The organism is Bacillus sp. FSL K6-3312 (genome assembly GCF_038007485.1).
Lineage (GTDB): Bacteria > Bacillota > Bacilli > Bacillales > Bacillaceae > Bacillus > Bacillus pumilus.
In genome coordinates this window covers 1,174,009-1,196,965 of record NZ_JBBOXI010000001.1, presented here as the reverse complement: position 1 = coordinate 1,196,965, position 22,957 = coordinate 1,174,009, and the positions used below count along the sequence as shown (strand labels likewise).

General features: G+C 41.8%; 21 protein-coding genes and 1 riboswitch. Of the genes, 8 read left to right on the top strand and 13 right to left on the bottom strand.

Annotated features, from left to right (window positions below; all coding sequences use genetic code 11):
- Positions 1-16 precede the first annotated feature (16 nt).
- The 8 genes from MHI11_RS05950 to MHI11_RS05915 all read right to left on the bottom strand — a co-directional run bounded on the left by MHI11_RS05950 (position 17) and on the right by MHI11_RS05915 (position 7,624).
- Entirely contained in the window at positions 17-1,168 is a 1,152-nt protein-coding gene (locus MHI11_RS05950) for an acetylornithine transaminase (RefSeq protein ID WP_340960660.1), read from the bottom strand.
- Positions 1,165-1,941 carry an acetylglutamate kinase gene (gene argB / locus MHI11_RS05945; protein WP_340960659.1) on the bottom strand — a complete coding sequence of 259 codons (777 nt, stop codon included), beginning with the start codon at positions 1,939-1,941 and terminating at the stop codon, positions 1,165-1,167. Before argB ends, MHI11_RS05950 begins: the two co-directional genes overlap by 4 nt.
- A gap of 14 nt (positions 1,942-1,955) precedes the next feature.
- Complete coding sequence (gene argJ / locus MHI11_RS05940) at positions 1,956-3,176, bottom strand: bifunctional ornithine acetyltransferase/N-acetylglutamate synthase (RefSeq protein ID WP_340909888.1); 1,221 nt, start codon at positions 3,174-3,176, stop codon at positions 1,956-1,958.
- A 20-nt stretch (positions 3,177-3,196) separates the two neighbouring features.
- Positions 3,197-4,234, bottom strand: coding sequence for an N-acetyl-gamma-glutamyl-phosphate reductase (gene argC / locus MHI11_RS05935; protein ID WP_340960658.1), 1,038 nt, complete (start codon positions 4,232-4,234; stop codon positions 3,197-3,199).
- A 137-nt stretch (positions 4,235-4,371) separates the two neighbouring features.
- The gene (locus MHI11_RS05930; protein ID WP_012009539.1) at positions 4,372-4,920 is read right to left on the bottom strand and encodes an MFS transporter; all 549 of its coding nucleotides are present in this window, start codon (positions 4,918-4,920) and stop codon (positions 4,372-4,374) included.
- Complete coding sequence (locus MHI11_RS05925) at positions 4,917-6,362, bottom strand: FAD-binding oxidoreductase (RefSeq protein ID WP_340960657.1); 1,446 nt, start codon at positions 6,360-6,362, stop codon at positions 4,917-4,919. The genes MHI11_RS05930 and MHI11_RS05925 overlap by 4 nt, the downstream gene beginning before the upstream one ends.
- A 122-nt stretch (positions 6,363-6,484) precedes the next feature.
- Complete coding sequence (locus tag MHI11_RS05920; RefSeq protein WP_003211530.1) at positions 6,485-6,793, bottom strand: metal-sulfur cluster assembly factor; 309 nt, start codon at positions 6,791-6,793, stop codon at positions 6,485-6,487.
- A gap of 45 nt (positions 6,794-6,838) precedes the next feature.
- On the bottom strand, positions 6,839-7,624 hold the full coding sequence (locus MHI11_RS05915; protein ID WP_126741327.1) for an alpha/beta fold hydrolase: 786 nt from the start codon (positions 7,622-7,624) through the stop codon (positions 6,839-6,841).
- A 136-nt stretch (positions 7,625-7,760) separates the two neighbouring features.
- Here MHI11_RS05915 and MHI11_RS05910 point away from each other — a divergent pair, with 136 nt between their 5' ends.
- From MHI11_RS05910 to MHI11_RS05895, 4 genes are all read left to right on the top strand, one after another.
- Positions 7,761-8,573 (top strand): Cof-type HAD-IIB family hydrolase, encoded by an 813-nt coding sequence (locus MHI11_RS05910; protein ID WP_113768411.1) that lies wholly within the window; start codon positions 7,761-7,763, stop codon positions 8,571-8,573.
- A gap of 88 nt (positions 8,574-8,661) precedes the next feature.
- Positions 8,662-8,811, top strand: coding sequence for a hypothetical protein (locus MHI11_RS05905; RefSeq protein ID WP_060699564.1), 150 nt, complete (start codon positions 8,662-8,664; stop codon positions 8,809-8,811).
- The gene (locus MHI11_RS05900) at positions 8,808-8,999 is read left to right on the top strand and encodes a DUF3813 domain-containing protein (RefSeq protein WP_024425070.1); all 192 of its coding nucleotides are present in this window, start codon (positions 8,808-8,810) and stop codon (positions 8,997-8,999) included. The genes MHI11_RS05905 and MHI11_RS05900 overlap by 4 nt, the downstream gene beginning before the upstream one ends.
- A 131-nt stretch (positions 9,000-9,130) precedes the next feature.
- The gene (locus MHI11_RS05895) at positions 9,131-10,483 is read left to right on the top strand and encodes an IS1182 family transposase (protein ID WP_340960248.1); all 1,353 of its coding nucleotides are present in this window, start codon (positions 9,131-9,133) and stop codon (positions 10,481-10,483) included.
- A gap of 143 nt (positions 10,484-10,626) precedes the next feature.
- On the opposite strand, the gene MHI11_RS05890 is transcribed toward MHI11_RS05895, so the two are convergent.
- Both MHI11_RS05890 and MHI11_RS05885 read right to left on the bottom strand, forming a co-directional pair.
- Positions 10,627-11,082, bottom strand: coding sequence for a BsuPI-related putative proteinase inhibitor (locus tag MHI11_RS05890; RefSeq protein ID WP_044139906.1), 456 nt, complete (start codon positions 11,080-11,082; stop codon positions 10,627-10,629).
- A gap of 14 nt (positions 11,083-11,096) precedes the next feature.
- A complete protein-coding gene (locus MHI11_RS05885) occupies positions 11,097-11,939 on the bottom strand; it encodes a YitT family protein (protein ID WP_003211320.1) in 843 nt (280 codons plus the stop codon).
- A gap of 140 nt (positions 11,940-12,079) precedes the next feature.
- Here MHI11_RS05885 and MHI11_RS05880 point away from each other — a divergent pair, with 140 nt between their 5' ends.
- Positions 12,080-12,937, top strand: coding sequence for a DegV family protein (locus tag MHI11_RS05880; protein WP_340960654.1), 858 nt, complete (start codon positions 12,080-12,082; stop codon positions 12,935-12,937).
- A 48-nt stretch (positions 12,938-12,985) separates the two neighbouring features.
- Here MHI11_RS05880 and MHI11_RS05875 read toward each other — a convergent pair whose 3' ends face one another.
- From MHI11_RS05875 to MHI11_RS05865, 3 genes are all read right to left on the bottom strand, one after another.
- Positions 12,986-14,635 carry a methyl-accepting chemotaxis protein gene (locus MHI11_RS05875; RefSeq protein ID WP_106067193.1) on the bottom strand — a complete coding sequence of 550 codons (1,650 nt, stop codon included), beginning with the start codon at positions 14,633-14,635 and terminating at the stop codon, positions 12,986-12,988.
- Complete coding sequence (locus MHI11_RS05870; protein ID WP_065098875.1) at positions 14,632-15,609, bottom strand: BMP family lipoprotein; 978 nt, start codon at positions 15,607-15,609, stop codon at positions 14,632-14,634. The genes MHI11_RS05875 and MHI11_RS05870 overlap by 4 nt, the downstream gene beginning before the upstream one ends.
- A 232-nt stretch (positions 15,610-15,841) precedes the next feature.
- Entirely contained in the window at positions 15,842-16,690 is an 849-nt protein-coding gene (locus MHI11_RS05865; RefSeq protein ID WP_003212403.1) for a CvfB family protein, read from the bottom strand.
- 237 nt (positions 16,691-16,927) lie between these two features.
- On the opposite strand from MHI11_RS05865, the gene MHI11_RS05860 reads away from it, so the two are divergent.
- From MHI11_RS05860 to metH, 3 genes are all read left to right on the top strand, one after another.
- Positions 16,928-17,419 carry a YajQ family cyclic di-GMP-binding protein gene (locus tag MHI11_RS05860; RefSeq protein WP_044139900.1) on the top strand — a complete coding sequence of 164 codons (492 nt, stop codon included), beginning with the start codon at positions 16,928-16,930 and terminating at the stop codon, positions 17,417-17,419.
- A gap of 81 nt (positions 17,420-17,500) precedes the next feature.
- Positions 17,501-17,619: riboswitch (SAM riboswitch) on the top strand.
- A 78-nt stretch (positions 17,620-17,697) separates the two neighbouring features.
- The gene (locus MHI11_RS05855; protein WP_044139898.1) at positions 17,698-19,539 is read left to right on the top strand and encodes a bifunctional homocysteine S-methyltransferase/methylenetetrahydrofolate reductase; all 1,842 of its coding nucleotides are present in this window, start codon (positions 17,698-17,700) and stop codon (positions 19,537-19,539) included.
- Positions 19,523-22,951, top strand: coding sequence for a methionine synthase (gene metH / locus MHI11_RS05850; RefSeq protein WP_340960653.1), 3,429 nt, complete (start codon positions 19,523-19,525; stop codon positions 22,949-22,951). Before MHI11_RS05855 ends, metH begins: the two co-directional genes overlap by 17 nt.
- Positions 22,952-22,957: the final 6 nt, after the last annotated feature.

Sequence of the window (22,957 nt, the reverse complement as noted above, 5' to 3'; positions counted from 1 at the left end):
TTTGGTGTAAAAAAATTTATGCCGTCACTGTTTCATTTGCTAAAACATGAGTCATCGCTTCTATTGCTTGATCTATTTCTGCTTTTTCTACATTCAGCGGAGGCAATAACCGAATCACATTCGGACCAGCTGGAAGTACCAGCAATCCCTGTTCTCTCAGAGCTGTGATATAATCACCGACTGGCTGATGACATTCAATCCCTGCTATCAATCCTTTTCCGCGTACTTCTTTTACGATATTCAGTTGTTTCAGATCTTGTAGCTTTTCTAGCAGATAAGCGCCTTTTTCTTTGACTTCTGTCAGAAACTCATCTTTGAAAACGACATCGAGTGTTGCATTCACAGCAGCCATGGCAAGCATGTTGCCACCAAAAGTTGTTCCATGTGAACCTGGTGAGAATGCGTCTCCTAAAGCCTTTTTCCCGATGACTGCACCGACTGGGAAGCCATTTCCTAATCCTTTTGCAGAAGAGATAATATCAGGATCAAGTCCCATTTGTTCGTATGCAAATGCTGTTCCTGTACGTCCAATTCCCGTTTGAATCTCATCTACGATCAGAAGTGCTTCATGCTTTTGGCAAAACGCTTGAACAGCGTCTAGAAATTCTGTTGTCGCTGGATTTACGCCACCTTCTCCTTGCACAACCTCAAGCATCACCGCTGCCACATCATCGACTTCACATGCGGCAATCGCTTCTGGGTCATTAAACGGTACATAATGAAAGCCTTCCAGCATGGGGCCAAAGCCCGTTTTAATTTTATCTTGACCTGTAGCAGCCATACCAGCATACGTGCGCCCATGAAAAGAGTGCAAAAATGTCACGATATTTGTTTTCCCTGTTGCTTTACGCGCTAATTTGATTGCACCTTCATTTGCCTCAGCTCCGCTATTACAGAAAAATACGAGATCCCCTGAACTGTTTGCAGCCAGCTTTTCTGCTGCTTTTTCCTGCAGCCCATTTTCAAATAGATTCGATACATGCCAGACGTGATCAAGCTGCTTCTTGATGGCTTGATTGACCTTTGGGTGATTATGACCGAGATTTGTGACCGCAATGCCTTGTATAAAGTCTAAATATTTTTTCCCATTTGTATCGACTGCCCAAGAACCTGCTGCCTCTTTAATTTCAACATTCCACCGTCCATAAGTTTGAAAGAGATGACTCACAGGACCGCCTCCTTTTTCTTCACAATTCTTGTTCCTTTAAAGGTTTCCCCTGTAAAGATACTTCCTTTACCATTGACGATCATGACTTCATCCACATCTCCTGATAAAGCACTCAAAGCGGATTGTACTTTTGGAATCATTCCCCCGGAAATAATGCCTTCATCAATGAGCGTGAGAGCTTCTTGTTCGGTGACGACATCTAATAATTCACCATTTTTTAAAATGCCTTCCACATCTGTAACAAACATGAGCTTATCAGCTTTCATCGCTCCTGCGACAGCTGATGCTGCTAAATCAGCGTTTACGTTTAACGTTTGGCATTCTTCTGTCATAGACAACGGTGCAATCACAGGAATAAATTGTTTTTCCATTAATGCTTCTACCATCTCTGGATGCACTTCTTTGATTTCACCAACGTACCCGTACACGTCTTGATCAAGAAAATCAGCGACAAGCATCTGACCATCTTTCCCAGACACGCCGACAGATGAGATATCATGCTTTGCGAGCTCTGACACAAAGTATTTATTGACCGTTCCCGAGAGGACCATTTCGGCTACCTCTAATACCGGCTTCGTTGTTTTACGCTGCCCGTCAACAAATTCTGTTTTCACTTCTAATTTTTTCAACATGCTAGTGATTTCAGGGCCTCCGCCATGGACGATAGCCAGCTTAAATCCAGCAGCTTGAAGTGAGCGGACATTTTCATAAAAGGTATCTGAAAGTTCTCGAATGACACTGCCTCCACACTTGAATACGATCGTTTTATCCATGTCTATCTCCTTCATTATGTGCGATAGCTCGCGTTAATTTTCACATAATCATAGGTAAGGTCACAGCCCCATGCCGCTGCCTGACCATTTCCCTCATTCATTTGAATCAAAATCGTAATCTCATCCTGCTCTAGATACGCTTTTGCTTCCTCTTCTGAGAATGGCTGCGGTTCATTATGTTTAAACAGACATTGTCCACCTAAATACACTTCTACCTCTTGTGGTGTGACGGACGCTGCGCTATGGCCAATCGCTCCAATGATACGCCCCCAGTTGGCGTCGGTACCGTATACGGCTGTTTTCACTAGACTCGAACCGACGATTTTCTTCGCTATGATGCCAGCTTCTAAATGATTTTTAGCACCAGCAACTTGCGCTTCAATTAGTTTCGTTGCACCTTCTCCGTCTCTTGCAATCTCTTTAGCAAGATCTTCACAAGCTAGCTTTAATCCTTCTTTGAACAATGGCCATTCTGGATGCTCTTCATTTAGCACATCATTTTCTGCCATGCCATTTGCCATCACGAGCACCATATCGTTTGTCGATGTTTCTCCGTCGACAGTAATTTGATTAAAGGTCACATCGGTAATATCACGAAGTGCATTTTGCAGAGCTTCCTGTTCGACATTTGCATCCGTTGTTACGAAGCCAAGCATTGTTGCCATGTTCGGATGAATCATGCCAGAGCCCTTCGCTGCACCTGAAATGAGAACCTCTTTGCCGTTTATCGTCAGGGTGTATGTTGTGTTTTTAATGACTGTATCTGTCGTTAAGATTGCCTCTTCAAAATGACCATTTCCTGCTTTTGCTTCTTTCAGCTGAGTGATGCCTTTTTTGATTTTATCCATATCCAGACACTCTCCAATGACACCAGTAGAAGAAACAGCAATGTAATCAGGTTCTATCCCTAACATATCTGCGCAGGCTGCCTGCATTTCGTATGCGTCTTTCAAACCTTGCTCACCGGTACATGCATTGGCGATAGCACTATTGACAATGACCCCTTTTAATTGCCCTGTCTTTTTTAAGCTTTTCTGAGTGACTTGTAGAGGTGCAGCTTGAAAGTGACTTTGTGTGTATACAGCTGCACTCGCTGCCGGTACTTCACTGACGATCAGTCCAAGGTCTTTTTTTGAATAACGTAATCCAATATGAATCCCCTTTGCTTCAAAGCCTTTTGGTGATGATACGTCACCGTCTATTTTAACAATGCTTTTTTCATTCAATTCGATCATGTTTGTTGTCTCCCCTGTTCTTATGGATAGAGAGGTGTCATTGTGAGGCCCGCCTCTTCATCTAAGCCTTTGATGATGTTGAAGTTTTGAACCGCTTGGCCGGCTACGCCCTTCATGAGATTGTCGATCACAGACACAATCGTGAGTCTGCCTGTACGTTCATCTAAATGAAAGCCAATGTCACAGAAATTACTGCCATATACTTCCCTTGTTTGCGGATACACCCCGTGATCTCTCACTCTGACAAAATAGGAATCTTCATAAAAGCCTTTCATATGCTTCATCAATTCCTCTTTTGTGATATCTGATTTCAGCTGGGTATACATCGTCGCCATAATCCCCCTTGTCATCGGGACAAGGTGCGTTGAAAAGGTGATGTTCGCCGTTTGCGGATTCCATTCTCTTAATATTTGCTCTATTTCAGGTGTATGTTGATGTTCATTTACCTTATAAATTTTGAAGTTATCGTTTAGCTCTGAAAAATGCGTTCCAAGTGAGGCAGATCGTCCTGCACCAGACACTCCTGTTTTTGCATCTATGATGATCATAGATTCATCGATTAGATTCTGTTTCATCAGAGGTGCTAAGCCGAGAAGAACTGCGGTAGGGAAGCACCCTGGGTTTGCAATGACTTCAGCCTGCTCAATCGTTTCACGATTCAATTCAGGTAACCCATACACAGCTTGTTGAACAGATGATTGATCAGCTGCCCTTCGTTTATACCAAGCTTCATAGGTTGCACCGTCTTGAATGCGCAAATCACCTGATAAATCAATGATAGGCACTCCTTGGTTCATGAGCTTCGGTGTGAGTTCACTTGATACGCCTGCTGGTGTCGCTAAAAACACAGCATCTGTTTCTCGCACAATGGCAGCAGGATCAATGGCTTTTAATGTTTGATCAGTAATCGTTGTTAGATGTGGATAAGATTGACTGTATAATTGACCATCACCACTTGATGAATACAATATACATTCATCCACGTGTGGATGTTGCTTGAAGATACGAACTAATTCCGCACCACCGTATCCCGTAGCACCTATAATACCTATTTTCAACGTCAATACACCCTCTTGATCTTTGTGAAATTATTTAACATTATAACATGTATAAAAATTAATTCAATTGTATATTTAATATTTCTTTTCATTTTTTTTCATAAAAAAATCCACATATCTTCGTGAGACATGCGGATTTATCTTTCGTATTTCATCATGATGACGATGAGGGCACTGCATAAATATAATATGGAGCTTGCATAAAAAATGAAATACACGGTGAAGAAATCTGCAAACAGGCCGCCAAGCATAATCGCTATCGATGAAAAAAGAGCTGTCCAAAAATGATAGCGGCCGACCTCTTTCATTCTCTTATTCTCTGTTGTCAGCTCTGTGACAAGCAGTTTTTCCCCGTGCTTTTGAAAGCCGCCTAGCGCACCAAGAGCCAGTTGAATCATATACACTTGCTCGACTTCTGTTATATGAGGAAATAGCAGTAAAAGAAATGCCATTCCGAACGAATGAATGATTAAAAAGAGACGCCTGTCAGTGGTTTCGGGCAGTTTCCCTAAGAGTAAATGAATAAACGCTCCGCTTAAACCAAACAAGCCATAGGCAAGACCAAACTGTGAATAGCTTGAACCAACATTTTTAATAAAAAGAATGTAAAAAGGGAAAATCAAACTACTGGCGAAAAACAGCAGGCTTTGTGAGTAGACGAACCATTTCATTGCTTTTGCATTCATTGTGTATTGTACCTTTCATAAAAGTAATTGATAAACCTGCCATCTGGATCTACTTGCTTTTTCTTTTGGAAGAATACATCGGTTTTAGGATAGGCCCGCTTCATTTGTATCTTCGTTTGATAAGGCATGTACGGTAAGTAATAGCTTCCATGGTGCTGAAGCGTGATATCTGTCATTTGCCGGATGATCCGCTCTGCTTCTGCCTTCTTTTCTTTCTCAAAACCATAATTCACTAAAAGAACAAGTGCAAACATATCTTCTTTCGCATATGAGAGATCCGCTTTTTCATTTTTTTGTACGTAGCGGATCGTGATGTTCATTAAATTCAATTCTTCCTGTTGTAAAAAGTGTCTCATTTCATCGATATACGCACGAAAGCGGTCGACTGGGACGAAATATTCCTGAAGCACATCTGTATCTGATTCATTTTCATATTCTAAAAAAGCAGAATCTGAGCGCATCACATTGTTTCTTGTGATCAGCTGATCATTTTGACTTTGGAAATACTTCTTTTGCAAATTCCATAGCAGATCTTTCCCCATATCAAACCTTCTTGAAAGACCGAGCATAAATTTGAGTGGCATAACGAGTTGATCCTCTTTCAGCTCTTGATATGATTCAATCTCTTGTTGTGAAGTGAGGGAATAATTCGTCACATACATCTCTTTCAAAAAGTTTGTTTTCGCTGTTGAGATTCTGGCAAGATGCATGCGTACTTCTTTATTTTGTTTGACATGTTTTTGAAAATAATCACTGTATTCGCGATAATCTAGAGAGGTTGTCTCCATTTTGTATAATTCATCTCTCGTTAACGAAAGCTCAACATCTAAAATGACGCCGAACAAACCATATCCGCCAATCACGGCAGTAAACAAACCATCGCCCCGCTTCACTGTAACGATCTCCCCATCTGCCTTAAGTAGCCTAAAGGAACGAACAGTGTCTATGAGTGAGCCGTAGCGAATGTCACGTCCATGTGCGTTTGCACTGAGAGAACCGCCAATCGTGAAGATATTCTGTGATTGCATGACCTTCGCGGCAAGACCATATGGGTTCACATATGTTTGTATATCATCCCATGTAACGCCGCTTTGGACCCGAATCGTTTTCTTTTTTTCATCAAACGCTAAAATTTGGCGGAATTCTGTCATATCGAGCACAATGCCATTTTCATAATACGTGTGGCCGCCCATGCTATGCTGTTTGCCGGCTATTGATATCGGCAAGTTTTTTACTTTCGCTTCTTCTACTACTTCTTTTAAAGTATCTATTTCTTTACCTTGAACGACTTTTTTTATTTTAACAGGCATAAGATGACTGACATCTGTAAACGCCTCAAGATCTTGTTTTTTGTGTGCTTGTTCCTCACGGATGGTGATTGATGTAAAAAATGCAGCAGCGTATCCCATTAAAAGAACAATCCATAACCATTTTCGTTTCATTATGAGGTACTCCGATCTGTCATATTACACCCATTATATCAATCCATTCTCTTCCTCCACCTTATTTTTTCATAAAAAAACCTGGTATGAGTTCAACTCATACCAGGCATTTTCATTTGTGCTTATTGAATACCGAGCGCAATTTTTGCGTATCTTGACATTTTGTCTCGTGTCCAAGGCGGATTCCATACGATGTGAACTTCTGTTTCTTTCACTTCTGGAAGATCACTTAATGCTTTTTTCACTTCATCCACGATAACTGGTGCCAGGGGACACCCCATTGATGTTAAGGTCATCGTGATATCCGCTTTTCCATTCTCATCAAGATCGACATCATAGACAAGTCCAAGGTTGACGATGTCGACATTCAGTTCAGGGTCAATCACCTGTTCTAGGGCGCCTAAAATATTTTCTTTCAATGCTTCATCCATGATATCCACTCCTTTTCCATTAGTATAACGTACTTTTTCTTTTGACTAAACGTTTGTGCTTTTCAGATGTGTCACAAACCAGTCAATCGTTTCAAACATTGCTTGTCTTGAGACCTTATGGCCAGCCTGTCCATCTGTAATAAAACGAATCAGGTGCGGATCTTCTTTATATTGGGTTGCTGCTAACTCGTCATAAAGAGCTTTTGCATGCCGGTAAGGGACAACTGGATCATTTTCTGCATGCCAGAATAACAGCGGTCTTTTGTTTAATCGATCTGTTTGCAGCGTTAAATCATAAGGACGCAGCACGTCTAATTGCTGATGAACCTCTTCGTCTGTAATCTCTTTCATCAACCCTTTGTGACGCATGTCCATAATTTGTGCTTGTAGAAATGTCGTATATTTCGGACTGCCCATCAAGCTAACTGCCGCTTTAATCCAATCATGCTTGGCGAGTGCACCAAAGGTCGTGATGCCGCCCATGGAAGTACCTGCAACACCGATCAGATCGGCTTCAATCAAATGTTTTTCTTCAAAGTATGTTTTGAGTATATCGATTTCACGTATTTCGTTCAAGACAATTTCCCAGAACCTTGACGCCAGTTCCTCTAAGCTGAGGTTTTCTGATCTTACACCATGATAAGCACAGTCAGGCAAAATCACTCTCATGCCTTTTTCCGCCAAATGAAAGGCGAAGTGTAAGTTGTGCTCGCGTGCACTTGTAAATCCGTGTATAAAAAATACAAGCGGTAGCGGTTTGTTTTTATTTTCAGCTTTTACGATATGTAAAAATGGAATATCGCGCGCAATTTGCTCATCAATGGTGATCACTGCCTATGAATCCTCCTTTATCATTCCCGTCTTTGTTTATTTTAACATGTAGACAACAAAGATGTGATAAAGATACACTATAGGTAGAGGCGCCGCACGAACTGCCTCCTATCACTTACAGATCAAAGGAGATTTTATGGAGACTAAACCTTACCTAATCGCACTTGACCTGGATGGCACGTTATTAAAAGATGATAAAACCATCTCTACACACACACTTGACGTCATTCAAAAAGTGAAAGACAGCGGGCATCATGTCTGTATTTCAACCGGCCGGCCATTTCGTTCCAGCTCTCCTTATTATCAGCAATTACAGCTTGATTCACCCATTGTGAATTTTAATGGAGCGTTTGTCCATCATCCTCTTGATGAAAAATGGGGCAGATTTCATACGTCACTTGATCTTCAAGTCGTTAAACAGCTTGTAGACATTAGTGAGGAGTATAAAGTGCATAATGTGCTAGCTGAAGTGTTAGACGATTTGTATTTCCATTATCATGATGAGAAGCTCATTGATATATTTAATATGAATGCAAATAAAGTCACTGTTGGAGACCTTCGGGACAACCTTGGAGAGAATGTGACGAGCGTGTTAATTCACGCAAAAGAAGAGGACGTCGGAGCCATTCGAAGCTATTTATCAGATGTTCATGCAGAAGTGATTGATCATAGGCGATGGGCTGCTCCGTGGCACGTGATTGAGATCATTAAAACAGGCATGAACAAGGCCGTTGGACTGCAAAAGATCAGTGATTATTACGGCGTTCCACAGGAGCGGATTGTGGCATTCGGAGATGAAGACAATGATTTAGAAATGCTTGAATTTGCTGGATGCGGTGTGGCTATGGGCAACGGAATCGATGCCGTGAAACGTGTTTCAAATGAAATCACAGATACAAACGAACAAGATGGGATTGCAAAGTTTCTAACGAATTACTTCTCCCTTTAATTTTTCCATTCATACATAACCGAAGGAAGCGGGCATACTACCTTTAGACAGGTTGTCCTGTCAACTTGTGTAAAGGGGCGGATTCCGAATGGGTAAAAGAAGCAAATCGAAACGCTTTATACAACAAGGTAAAGATTCAGTCAGTCTGCATGACGCACGTTTTCCTTATCGTTCTACGCTTGAAGAAGCGTCTGGCAGAGAAAATATGAAGACTGATGCTTCTGGAGGTTCATTGTGAGAAACGAACTTTTTGATCAAGCCAAATCATTTACTGAAGAAGCCCTTACTTCTTCATTTTCATCTGGGTTAGAGCGTCAACAGGCGGTCAAACGAGCCAAAAATGCCGTATCTTCTGCATTTGCCAATTCGACAGATGCAGAAAGAAACCAGCTGCATACCTTCCAAGACTTGCTCGATGATCTCTAACATAAAAAAGCTGTCCAACATTGGACAGCCAGGCTGTCGAGAAAATCTCGACAGCTTTATTTTTTCCCTTAAAGTTTCCATTCCCCCGTTTTATAATAGAGAAAAGCATACTAAAGGAAGGTGTTTTTCTCATGTTCCACACTAGAAATTCTTCTCAGCACGAAGCCGAATTTGTATTGCTAGATCAACTGGTCGAAGAGGATCACCTGCTTCGTAAAATTGATCAGTACATTGATTTTTCATTTATCGTAGATAAAGTCAAACCCTATTATAGTGAGAATAAAGGTCGTCCTTCTCTTGATCCACTTATTTTGTTCAAAATGATGTTTATCGGATACCTGTACGGTATCCGTTCTGAAAGACAACTTGAAAAAGAAATTTACTATAACATGGCGTATAGATGGTTTTTAGGTTTGAACATCAATGACCCCGTTCCCCACCACTCGACCATTAGCTGGAATCGTCGTACTCGATTCAAAGATACAACGATTTTTCAAGACATTTTTGATGAAATTGTGCTTCAAGCCATCAATCATGATATGGTAGGAGGCCGCGTTCTTTTTACTGATTCGACTCATCTTAAAGCCAATGCCAATAAACATAAATATACGAGAAAAACGATTGAACAAGATACTCAGAACTATATAAATGATTTAGAAGAAGCGATCCAAGAAGATCGAGAGGTACACGGAAAAAAGCCCTTAAAGGTAAAAGAGGAGGTGAAAACGGAAAAAGACATTCGTCAAAGTACGACTGACCCTGAAAGTGGCTATCTTTATCGTGAAAACAAGCCAGAAGGCTTTTTCTACCTAGACCACCGTACAACGGATATGAAGTACAATATCATCACGGATGCCCATGTCACGCCCGGCAATATCCATGACTCTGTTCCGTATCTTGATCGATTGGATCACCAAATCGCCCGATTTGGTTTTCAAGTAGAAGCTGTTGCCCTTGATTCTGGTTATTTGACAACCCCAATCTGTAAAGGTTTATCCGATCGCCGTATTTTTGGTGTCATCGCACATAGACGCTTTCATCCAACAAGAGGATTATTTGAGAAATGGAAATTTCAGTATGATTCTGAACATGATCACTACATATGCCCAAATGGCGAGAAGCTATTATATACAACAACTGATCGAAAAGGTTATCGATTCTACAAATCAGACCCTAAAAAATGCGTATCGTGTCCTTTCCTAGAGAGCTGTACAAGGTCGAAAAATCATCAAAAAGTGATCTCAAGACATGTATGGGAAGAACATAAAGAAAAGATCAGACAAAATCGTCTGTCTGCTTCTGGAAAAGAGCTATATAAAAAAAGAAAAGAAAAAATAGAGCGAAGCTTTGCAGATTCAAAACAACTGCATGGGCTTCGCTACTGCCGGTTGAGGGGAAAACAAAATGTGAGTGAGCAAGTGCTTCTCACAGCTGCCTGTCAGAACATGAAGAAGATTGCCACACACCTAGCGAAGCTAGGCTAGGTGTGTGGGAGGCCTTTTTCTTTAATCTCATCCATCATCATTACGATGAAAATAAAAAAGATTGTAGAAAAACATGAGTTTCTCTACAATCTGGCTGTCCAACATTGGACAGCTTTTTCTGATTCTCATGAAGCTGAAAGCACTTATTTCACTTGGAACGTTTTCTTTTCCGTGATTTGCTTCAGCCCTTCTGCTTTTCCTTTAAATGTGACGACCGCTTCATACGTTCCCGGCTTGACACCATTTGACCACGTATCTTGAAAATCATAGGCTTCGCCTTTCTTTAGTACAAATGATTGGATGGCCTGTGTGAACATACGGTCTTTTGAATAGCGATATTGTTCATTTCCGTTTTCATCATACACACTGAGCTCAAATTTCTGGCTTGTGTTAAAGGTAAATTCAATATCTCGATCTGATTCATTTTTCAGTGACATGTTAAATTGAACCGAAGAACCTTTCTGGACGGGGTCTACTGTGAGTACAACCGTTTTTTCTCCCATTTGACCTGATACCTCCTTGTTTGGTTCATCCTTTTTTTGTTGTCCACAAGCGGTTAAAATCAATACAACGAGGAGAAGCACCAACCCTTTTTTCATTCGCTACCCACCTTTTAATCTCGTCTGAAAAATCCAAGAATATTAGTTGTTTGCACAATATTTGTAAAGGCTTTTGGATCGACTTCTTTAATAATTTGTTCAAGTTCATACAGCTCATACCTTGTAATGACGATCACCATCATTTCTTTTGGCTCATTGGTAAAAGCTCCCTTTGCAGGTACAGTCGTAATACCTCTGACCATTTTTCCATAAATGGCTTCCTTGATTTCATCAGCCTTCTTCGTTACAATCATCGCGGTCAGCTTCTCATGTCTTGTATGGATGGCATCAATGACCCTTGTGGTCACATACAATGTGACAAGGGTATATAATGCTTTCTCCCAACCTTGTAATAATCCTGCTGTAAAAATGATGATACCATTTAAAATGAAGAAATACGTGCCGACTGGTTTATCCTTCCACTTCGCTAAGATCATGGCTATGATGTCGAGTCCGCCTGTCGATGCCCCAAATTTGAGCGTGATCCCAATCCCTACTGCGGATATCACGCCGCCAAACACAGCATTTAGTAAAATATCATGTGAAACACTCGTTTCTGGTAAGATGCCGAGGAAAATGGTCGTCAGTGCCACACTGATGATGCTGTAAAACGTAAAGGAACGGCCCACTTTCATCCAGCCTAAAATGCCGACTGGAATATTTAAAATAAATAATAGAATCCCTGTGGATACATAAAATGGCGCATATTGATCCATTAAGCTGGATAACAGCTGCGCTACCCCTGTAAACCCACTCGCGTATACATCAGCTGGGATTAAGAATAAATTCAGTCCAATCGCATTGAGCAGTGCACCAATGACGACGACAATGAGTTTTTTTGCTTCTCCGATGAACATATTGTCATTCCTCCACTTACCATTCTCTCTATGGTTTTCCCTAAAATTTAGAATTTGAACACGAAAAGTTGATTTCTGTGATATAGTTAGGCTAAAAAGTTGTAAAATATGGCTGATTTTTTTAGAAAGAAGGGATTTTGATGACTGTTCATATCATAGCAGACAGTGCTGCTGATCTGCCTCTTTCTTATTATGATGAACATAACATGACGGTTATTCCGCTCCGTGTATTGCTTGGCGAAGAGGAATTTGAAGATTTGGTCACCATTGAACCAAAACAAGTATTTGATGCAATGAGACAAGGTGCCAGCCCAAAAACGTCACAAGCTTCACCAAACCGAATCAAAGAAGCCTTTGTTTCTCTCGCACAAACCCATACATCTGCAATCTATGTTGCCTTTTCATCAGAGCTTTCTGGTACATATCAAACCGCTATGATGATGGCAAACGAAGTGAAGGAAGAATACCCTGATTTTGATTTACGAATCATTGATTCTAAATGTGCTTCACTCGGCTATGGGCTTGCTGTCAAACACGCTCAATCACTTGCCATTGACGGAAATACAATACAAGAAATTGAAACGTCTGTAAAGCATTTTTGCGAATCTTTACAACATATTTTTACTGTAGACGATTTATCGTATTTAGCAAGAGGCGGAAGAATTAGTAAAGCGTCCGCATTTGTTGGCGGTTTATTGAGTATTAAGCCCATTTTACACGTCGAGGATGGAAAGCTCATCCCCCTTGAGAAAATCCGCGGACGTAAAAAGCTGTTGAAACGCATTATTGAACTGATGAAAGAACGTGGAACGGATTGGTCAAATCAAACTGTTGGCATTAGTCATGGTGATGATCCTGCACTTGCAGAAGACATGAAACAATTGATTGAAGCCGAATTTCATCCAAAAGAAATTGATATTCAGATTGTCGGCGCAGCTGTTGGGTCCCATTCAGGCCCAGGCACGCTTGCCATCTTCTTTACAGGCAAACCATCATAAAAAGCACCCTTCCCTGACACATCACGGGAAGGGTGCTTTTCTTATGACTTATGAAAGTTTAAAACGGTGGACGGTTTCATTTAACCTTGCCGTCATACTCATCAGTTCTTCTACCTGTTTGTTCATTTGATGGAATGATTGCAGCTGTTCATTGGCCGAGGCAGAAATTTCTTCACTGCCAGCTGCTGTTTCTTCTACAACTGCACTAATATTTTCAATCGAGTTGAGCACTTGTCCGCCAAGCTCTGTTGATTGAACAATTTGGTCATTTAAGACCGCCATTTCTTGTTTAATGTGCTGCGCTTTTGTTTCTATATCTTCAAAGGAGTGTGAGGTTTTGTCCATCGCATCCTGCTGTTGAAGTGAAAGCTTGACTCCTTCTTTGACAGTTTGACTAATGGATTGAATGCCTCTTTCAATATGACTGACCATATCAAAGATTTGTCTTGTAGCGTTAGATGATTCGTCGGCAAGCTTACGAATTTCATCTGCTACAACGGCAAAGCCTTTTCCAGCCTCACCTGCTCTTGCCGCTTCGATTGCCGCATTTAGCGAAAGTAAGTTTGTCTGATCCGCAATGTCAGAAACTGTTTTGGCCATAGCCGAGATCCCGCTAGCATATTGCGTGAATTCTCCTGCCGACTGCTCGATTTGCCTTGTGGCATGTGTATTTTTTTCAATCGCCGTTTTTGTTTCTGTTAACGTGTGCTTTCCACTTTCCACTGCTTCTATCGCATCCTCTGTACTTTGGATGACTGTTTGTGAACGTTCGGAATTTTTACGTCCATGCTGATCCATCTTTTCAATCAAGCTAACGCCATGCTGGAGATCCTCTGAAATGGCTTGTGACCCATTTGCCATTTCGTCTGTCGAGACAGATACTTGATTTGCAGATTCCATCAGCTTTTTGTTTTCATCATCTAACTGGATCGAGAATGTCTCTACTTGACTTGAGACATTACTGATTTCTTTAATCAAACTAATCAGTTGATCTGTCATTTGATTAAAGGATTCATTCAAGCCGCCGATTTCATCCTTACGCTGAATATCCATTCGCTCGACAGCAAGGTTGCCTTCTGCGATCTGCTTCGCTCGGTAGGAAAGTGATTTAATCGGTGTCACGATGGATCTTGTTAATCCAATATTTAAAAAGACAGCAATGACAATCAGTGTGAGGGCTGCGACGAGTGCACTTGTGATGATCCATTGCACATTATCCGCTGTATTCTCTAGATTTTGTTTATATGCTTCTTCTGCTCTTTTATTCATTGTATGGATGTCGTTTAAAACACCATCAATTCTTGCAGCGACCCGTCTTGTATCCGATGCGTTTTTTTCACCAATGGCATTATTTGCTTCTTTGGTCCACGTGTCATATTTTGCATTTAACCTTGTTAATTCACCTTTATTTATATTTCCTGCATGTTTGTTTAAGGTTTGCAGTTGTTTTTTTGCTGTAGAAATACCGGTTTGAACAACCTCTAGCTGTTCATCAGAAAGTGTCATTGAATAATTGGTCATGGTTTGTTCGACGCTTTCAAAGCTTGCCTTTGTTTTTTGAACATTTAATAAGGTTTGAACTTCTGTTTCATTTGATGATTGGATCTTTGTCATACTGACAATGATAAAGGCGATGACGCCAACTGCTAAAAGAAGTGAGACGAGTGAGTTGAGTAAAATTTTGATGCGCAAGCTCATGATGCGTCCCCCTCATCTTTTAGCAATTTCTGCTTCAGTTCATTTACTTTTTTGGTCAATGTTTCGGCATCTTTGAGCACCCGAATTCTTGCCATATCGATTCCGTCATTGCTTAAGTCGTAAATAACATGCCCATTTTTGATTTGATTGCTCTTGACGAGCTGTTCGCTGAATTGATAGACCACTTCATCGACTTTTTTTACCATGGACGAAATCACCGCTTTTTCAGCGGTGTAATACTGATCACTATCTACACCAATGGCATATTTGCCCTGCGCTTGCGCTTCTTTTAATACACCGACACCTGTATAGCCAGCTGCGGCATATAAAACGTCTGCTTTCTTTTTGATCATGCCTTTGGCTATTTTACTGCCTTTGTCCGCATCACTAAACGTATTAGCATAGGTGGATAAGATCTTGATGTTCGGATTCACTGATTTGGCGCCTTTTTGGAACCCTTTTTCAAAACGATGGATCAACTCCGCATCGACACCGCCAACAAATCCAATGACATCACTTTTCGTTGTCATTGCAGCAAGTGCGCCCGCTAAATAGCTGCCTTGCTCTTCTTTAAACGTCACGGAGGTCACATTTTTCAGCTCAGATACGGCATCGATGAGCAAAAAGTGCTTCTTCGGATATCTCTTTGCGACTTTTTCTAAGTCTTCTTGCATACTAAAGCCTACCCCGATGACGAGATCATTGCCAGCTTTTACAAGCTCGGTCAGTCCTTTTTCATATGTATCGGTTTCTGCAATTTCTCTATAATCAAATTCAATGCCTAGGTCATCACGTGCTTTTTCTAATCCTTTAAACGATGAATCGTTAAATGATTGATCACCAAGACCATCATCTGTGAGCATAACGCCAATATGCTTCGCATTTGATGCTGGTGGTTTCCCTTGTTGATTGCTGCATGCGGCGAGCACCATAAGCACGGCTACCAACAGAAGCAATGAAATTTTCACTTTCATCCAAACACACACTCCTTTTATCATCCTTACTCCTTTCTTATCGGATTTGAGAGGCGTTGTTTCAATGATTAAGTGAAGGTTTTTCAGCTTTTTTCATGACTTTTTTCACTGAAAAAACCCATTATTTATAACAAATATAAAAAAAGGGATAAAACCATGATGATTTTATCCCTTTTTCTTCATTTCAGTGTGATATGAAAACCCATGAGGTTAGGGTTCTCTTTCACGCTGCTCATTTTTTCTCGTATGTCCAGCCCTCTTTTTGGTAAACTAGGCCGTTTTTCATCAAATGACCTAATGCTCGTTTAAAGGCTGCCTTGCTCATTTGGAATCGTTCGCGGATGTCTTCTGGATCACTTTTGTCTCCATAAGGCATAGCACCATTTCTCGTTCTCATATAGGTTAAGATTTCTTCTGCATCGACAGATAACGCTTCCTGTTTTCTAGGAAGCAGAGAAACGTTCACGGTTCCATCCTCTTTCACTGCAATGACGCGTCCTGTCACGGTCGATCCTAATCTTGGCTCTTCCTTTCGTTCCGTACGGTGGATAAACCCTCGCACGCCTGTATCTGTCAGCATAAAAGAGCCTGTCGCAATTAAGCGATAAATCGTACCAGTGATTTCTTTGTTCATTAAGGTTTCGGGTGCTTCAGTAAACAATTCACTGATCACATCTTCAGTGGCTGGCTTTGCGAACATTCTGCCGTAGCTTGTGACTTTCAGCATACAGTAAAGTTTGTCTCCTTTTTTCGGCCATGCTTCCTCAAAAGGCGGTAGATGTTCTGTTGCAACAAGTGCATCCTTTGACAGCCCAACATCCACAAATGCGCCCATGTCTTCTAGGACGTCTACGACTTCTACCCAGCCATATGTATGCGCATTGATTGTCGGTATTTTCATCGTCGCAGCTAGTCTTTCTTCATGATCTACGTATAAGTAGACCTCTACTTCATCTTGGTCACCAATATCTTCTGTCATTTCACTGCGGTGCAAGAGGACAGAATCTTCACCATCTGTCAAAAAGTAACCGTATTCCATCTCGTTCTCTATTTGCAAGGTCAGTTGCTCACCTGGTCTCATGTTCTCTTCCTTCCTATCTGCTCATAAAAGAGCGTTCGTTCATCTTTTGATTCACTTTATTCTACTATACTTCTCCTCACATGAACATCTCTAGTTCTGTTAGCTAAAGTGGTCAAACCGAACGCGATTTATACCGCTGCCAGCAGAACTCTTTGACTCGTCTCTTCGATAAAGTTTCTTCTTCTCCACGTTGCATGATAAAATAGACGCAATATCTATCCATGGAGGTCATGTGTTATGGCAAAAGAAAGCTCATTTGACATTGTATCGAAGGTTGAACTGCCAGAGGTGCAAAACGCCGTTCAAGCAGCGCTGAAGGAAATTAAAAACCGTTATGATTTTAAAGGAAGTAAAAGTGATATTTCTCTTGAAAAAGAAGAGCTTGTGCTCATCTCTGATGATGACTTTAAGCTGGAGCAGCTAAAAGATGTACTTGTGTCAAAGCTGATCAAACGAAATGTTCCAACTAAAAACATCGACTACGGAAAAACCGAGCATGCCCTTGGCGGAACCGTACGCCAGCGTGCAAAGCTGATCAGCGGAATTGATCAAGACAACGCCAAAAAGATCAATGCACTCATTAAGCAATCCGGCATTAAAGTAAAGTCACAGTTTCAAGATGACCAAGTGCGTGTAATAGGAAAAAATAAAGATGATTTACAAGAGGTTATTTCTCTTATGCGCAAGGCAGATTTACCGATTGACGTTCAATTTATAAATTTTCGATAAATTTCAAATTTTCCATTGATTATTTCCGATTTTTTCGATACAGTGGATGGAAGTTCAATTTATTGACATGTTCATATCGCTTTCTTATCAAGAGAGGCAGAGGGACTGGCCCTGTGAAGCCTCAGCAACCGGTGTAGTAGAAATATATTTTCTATGACCAAGGTGCTAAATCCAGCAAGCAACTGCTTGGAAGATAAGAAGAAGAATTACGATACAGCCAAAAAGTCTTCTTCTTATCAGAAGGCTTTTTTTGTTACATAAAAATAAGGAGGAAACCAATGGGCCTATTACAAGACTTACAAAACCGCGTACTGATTGCTGACGGTGCAATGGGAACACTTTTATACTCTTACGGCATTGACCGCTGCTTTGAAGAATTAAATTTATCGAAAGAAGATGAAGTAAGGCGCGTGCACGAAGCATATGTGCAGGCTGGTGCGGACATCATTCAAACAAATACGTATGGCGCAAATTATATTAAACTATCCCGCTACGGCTTAGAGGAAGAAACAAAGCGTATCAATACAAAGGCGGTGCAAATCGCAAAAGCAGCCGCAGGCTCTGCTTATGTCCTTGGAACGATCGGCGGCATTCGAACGTTTAACAAAAATGCCTATACGATTGAAGAAATTAAACGAAGCTTTAGGGAGCAGCTATACATTCTATTAAATGAGCAGCCCGATGGATTATTGCTAGAAACGTATTATGACATGGAAGAAGCGAAGGCCGTTCTCCAAATTGCACGAAAAGAAACGACTCTCCCGATTGTCATGAACGTCTCCATGCATGAACAAGGTGTGTTGCAGGATGGAACACCGCTCAAGGATGGTTTATCTGAATTGTCCTCTCTTGGCGCAGACGTCGTTGGCATCAACTGCCGGCTGGGCCCTTATCATATGATTCAGGCACTCGAAGGTGTTCCAATTTTAGAAAATTCCCATTTATCAGTCTATCCTAATAGCAGTCTTCCCTCTCTTGAAGAAGGCAGACTCGTCTATGATACAGATAACGATTATTTTCGAAAAAGTGCACTTGAATTTAGAAATCAAGGCGCACGTATTATCGGCGGCTGCTGCGGAACAACGCCTCAGCATATTCACGCAATGGCTGAAGCGGTCAAGGATTTAGCCCCGATCACTGAAAAAGAGGTAAAAGTATTAAAAGAAGAAATCATTTCGATTCAAGATCAGCGGACTGAACCAGGTCTTGATGAACTCGCTACGAAAAAACGGACGATTATTGTAGAGCTTGATCCGCCGAAGAAGCTGAACTTCGAAAAATTCCTCGTCGCGGCAAATGAATTAAAGAATGCAGGTATTGATGCCTTGACATTGGCTGATAATTCTCTTGCAACTCCGCGCATTAGCAATGTGGCTTGCGGTGCTTTATTGAAACAGCAGCTTGATATGCGTTCACTCGTCCATATCACATGCCGTGATCGTAATTTGATTGGGCTTCAATCCCATTTGATGGGTCTTGACACCCTTGGTTTAACTGATATTTTAGCCATTACAGGCGACCCTTCTAAGATTGGAGATTTCCCAGGGGCAACGTCTGTGTATGATTTAACCTCCTTTGATTTGATTCGGCTGATTAAGCAGTTCAACGAAGGCCTTTCTTTCTCAGGAAAGCCCCTTGGCAAAAAGACCAATTTTTCAGTAGCTGGCGCGTTTAATCCGAATGTTCGCCACATTGATAAAGCGGTCAAACGTCTTGAGAAAAAAATCGAATACGGTGCTGATTATTTTATTTCACAGCCTGTTTATTCTGAGGAACAGCTTGTGAAAATTCATGAGGAGAGCCGTCATTTAGATAAACCGATTTATATTGGCATTATGCCATTAACAAGCAGCCGAAATGCGGAGTTTATTCACCATGAAATTCCAGGCATCAAATTATCTGATTCCATTCGTGACATTATGGCCAAGGCTGGTGAGGATAAAGAGAAGCAGCGAGCAGAAGGCTTAGCGATTGCCCGCTCTTTATTAGATACAGCCTGCGAATTGTTTAACGGCATTTATTTAATTACCCCTTTCCTTCGATCAGACTTAACAGCAGAACTAACCACCTACATTCATCAGAAAGAAAAGGAGTCAAACACCCATGTCAACTATCACTGAACAGCTTAAGAAACGCATCCTCGTCCTTGATGGTGCAATGGGGACCATGATTCAAAATGCCAATCTCACAGCAGAAGACTTTGGCGGAGAAGAGTATGAGGGCTGTAACGAGTATTTGAATGTGACAGCCCCTCACACCATCCGCGCGATTCATAGAGAATACCTTGAGGCAAGCGCCGACCTCATTGAAACAAATACGTTCGGGGCTACAAAGCTCGTCCTTGACGAATACGGGCTTGGCCACCTTGCCTATGAACTCAATATACGGGCTGCCCAGCTGGCAAAGGACGAAGCTGACCGTTTTTCCACGCCGGAGCAGCCTCGATTTGTTGTAGGTGCGATGGGTCCCACTACGAAAACATTATCTGTGACAGGCGGCACAACCTTCGATGAGCTCGTCAGAAACTATGAAGAGCAGGCCCGCGCCTTGATTGATGGCAAATGTGATGCCCTTCTTTTAGAAACAAGTCAAGACATGCTGAATGTAAAAGCTGGTTTCAAAGGCATTCAGGAAGCCTTCCAGCAAACAGGTATTGAGTTGCCTCTTATGGTATCAGGTACGATTGAACCGATGGGCACTACCCTCGCTGGTCAGGATATTGAAGCCTTTTATATCTCTCTTCAGCATATGAAACCAATGAGTGTCGGCCTGAACTGTGCGACGGGTCCTGAATTCATGACAGACCATATCCGCACGCTCTCCTCCATCGCCAAGTCAGCGGTTAGCTGCTATCCAAATGCTGGTCTACCAGATGAAGAAGGTCAATATCATGAATCCCCTGCTTCACTTGCTAAAAAAATTTCCGCCTTTGCCAAGGAAGGCTGGTTAAATATTGTTGGCGGCTGCTGCGGAACAACACCTGCACATATACAGGCATTGTCAGATGAAGTACGAATGATTCAGCCACGTCACATTGCGCATGAATCGTCTCAGCATACCGTATCAGGAATTGAGCCCCTGGTATATGAGGAGTCAATGCGCCCTCTTTTTGTAGGAGAACGAACCAACGTGATTGGTTCACGCAAATTCAAACGACTCATTGCGGAACAAAAGTTTGAAGAAGCATCAGAAATTGCTCGTGCACAGGTAAAAAACGGCGCTCACGTGATTGATGTGTGTCTCGCTGATCCAGATCGCGAGGAGGCGGCTGACATGGAAGGCTTTTTACAAGAGGCTATGAAAAAAGTCAAAGCCCCTTTTGTCATTGATTCAACGGATAAACACGTGATCGAAAAAGCGCTCACATATTCCCAAGGGAAAGCCATCATCAATTCCATTAACCTTGAGGATGGCGAAGAACGCTTCGAAGAAATTCTTCCACTTGTGAAGCTGTACGGCGGTGCACTTGTTGTCGGCACGATCGATGAAACAGGGATGGCCGTAACAGCAGAACGAAAGCTGGAGATTGCGGTACGCTCTCATGATCTATTAACGAAGAAATATGGCATTCCCGCAAGTGACATCATTTTTGATCCACTTGTCTTTCCAGTAGGCACTGGAGACGAGCAGTATATTGGCGCTGCCGAAGAAACGATCAAAGGCATCAAGATGATCAAGGAAAACCTGCCTGAGTGCTTGACGATTTTAGGCATCAGCAACGTGTCTTTTGGACTCCCGCCTCATGGGAGAGAAATCTTGAATGCCGTCTACTTGTATCACTGCGTCCAAGCAGGACTTGACTACGCCATTGTGAATACAGAAAAACTTGAACGCTTCGCTTCTATTCCAAAGGAAGAAATCAAGCTCGCCGAAACGTTGCTCTATGAAACAAATGATCAAACCCTTGCTGAATTCACCCAATTTTACCGCGGCAAAAAGAAAACGGTGAAAAAACCAAAGGTCTCCTTATCACTTGATGAAAGGCTAGCACTCTACGTCGTCGAAGGAACAAAAGAAGGTCTTATCGATGATTTATCCCTTGCTCTAGAGCAATTTGAATCACCACTTCATATCATCAATGGTCCGTTAATGCAGGGAATGGCTGAGGTTGGACGTCTTTTCAACCAAAACGAACTGATTGTGGCGGAAGTGCTTCAATCGGCAGAGGTCATGAAGGCATCTGTATCGTATCTCGAGCAATATATGGAAAAGCAGCATGCAAGCGGGAAAGGTAAGATTCTACTTGCCACTGTAAAAGGAGATGTCCATGATATTGGGAAAAACCTTGTCGACATCATTTTGAGCAATAACGGCTTTCAAGTGGTCGACCTCGGGATTAAGGTGACACCACAAACATTGATCGAAGCTGTGCAAAAGGAAAAGCCCGATATGATTGGATTATCAGGATTACTTGTGAAGTCAGCCCAGCAAATGGTACTCACCGCTCAGGATTTACAAAAAGCGAATATTTCCGTGCCCATTTTGGTCGGCGGCGCTGCACTTTCTCGTAAATTTACGAAAATGAAGATTTCGCCTCATTATGACGGACCGGTCCTTTACGCAAAAGATGCGATGGACGGCTTATCTTTAGCCAATGAGTTAAAAGCAAATCCTTTTCAGTTTCAAATAAAGCCCGATGAAGAGTCTGTGGCACCTGTCAAAGAGAAAGAAACAAAGCAGCCACAAGCTGTCATTGAATTACTAGAAAAACGTGTGGCACTCCCTGAGGCACCTATTTTCACGCCGGAAAATACGGCACGTCATTATGTAAGGGATATCGACCTGCATCACATTATGCCTTATGTGAATGAACAAATGCTCATCGGCCACCACCTTGGATTAAAAGGAAAGGTCAAAAAGCTGTTGGCCGAACAGCATCCAAAAGCATTGGAATTAAAGCAGCTTGTCACAGACCTTCTAAACGAAGGTAGAGAAAAAAACTGGTTTGCCCCAGCGTTTGTCTATCAATTTTATCCTGCTAGTTCAAACGGAAATGATCTGCATATTTATGATCCCGAAGTGCCTAACCGTATCATTGAAACATTCCAATTTCCAAGACAGGAGAAGCTTCCGTACCGCTCCATTTCTGATTATGTGCGGGGAAGCGGTGAAAAGGAGAAAGATTATATTGCTTTATTTGCCGTTACAGCTGGTGCGCGTATACGTGAAGTCGCGCAGCAATTTAAGCAAGAAGGAGATTATTTAAAAATGCATGCAGTTCAAGCTCTAGCACTTGAGCTTGCAGAAGGATTAGCCGAAAGAACCCACCAAGTGATTCGTGACAAATGGGGCTTCCCTGACCCAGTCGATTTCACAATGGAAAAACGATTCCAAGCGAAATATCAAGGGCAGCGCTATTCCTTTGGTTATCCCGCTTGTCCAAATCTTGAAGACCAAGAAAAGCTGTTCAAGCTGCTTCAGCCTGAAAAAATCGGCATCCATCTAACAGAAGGATTTATGATGGAACCTGAAGCATCTGTTTCAGCGATCGTCGTTTCTCATCCTGAAGCTCGATATTTTAATGTTCATTAATGCAGA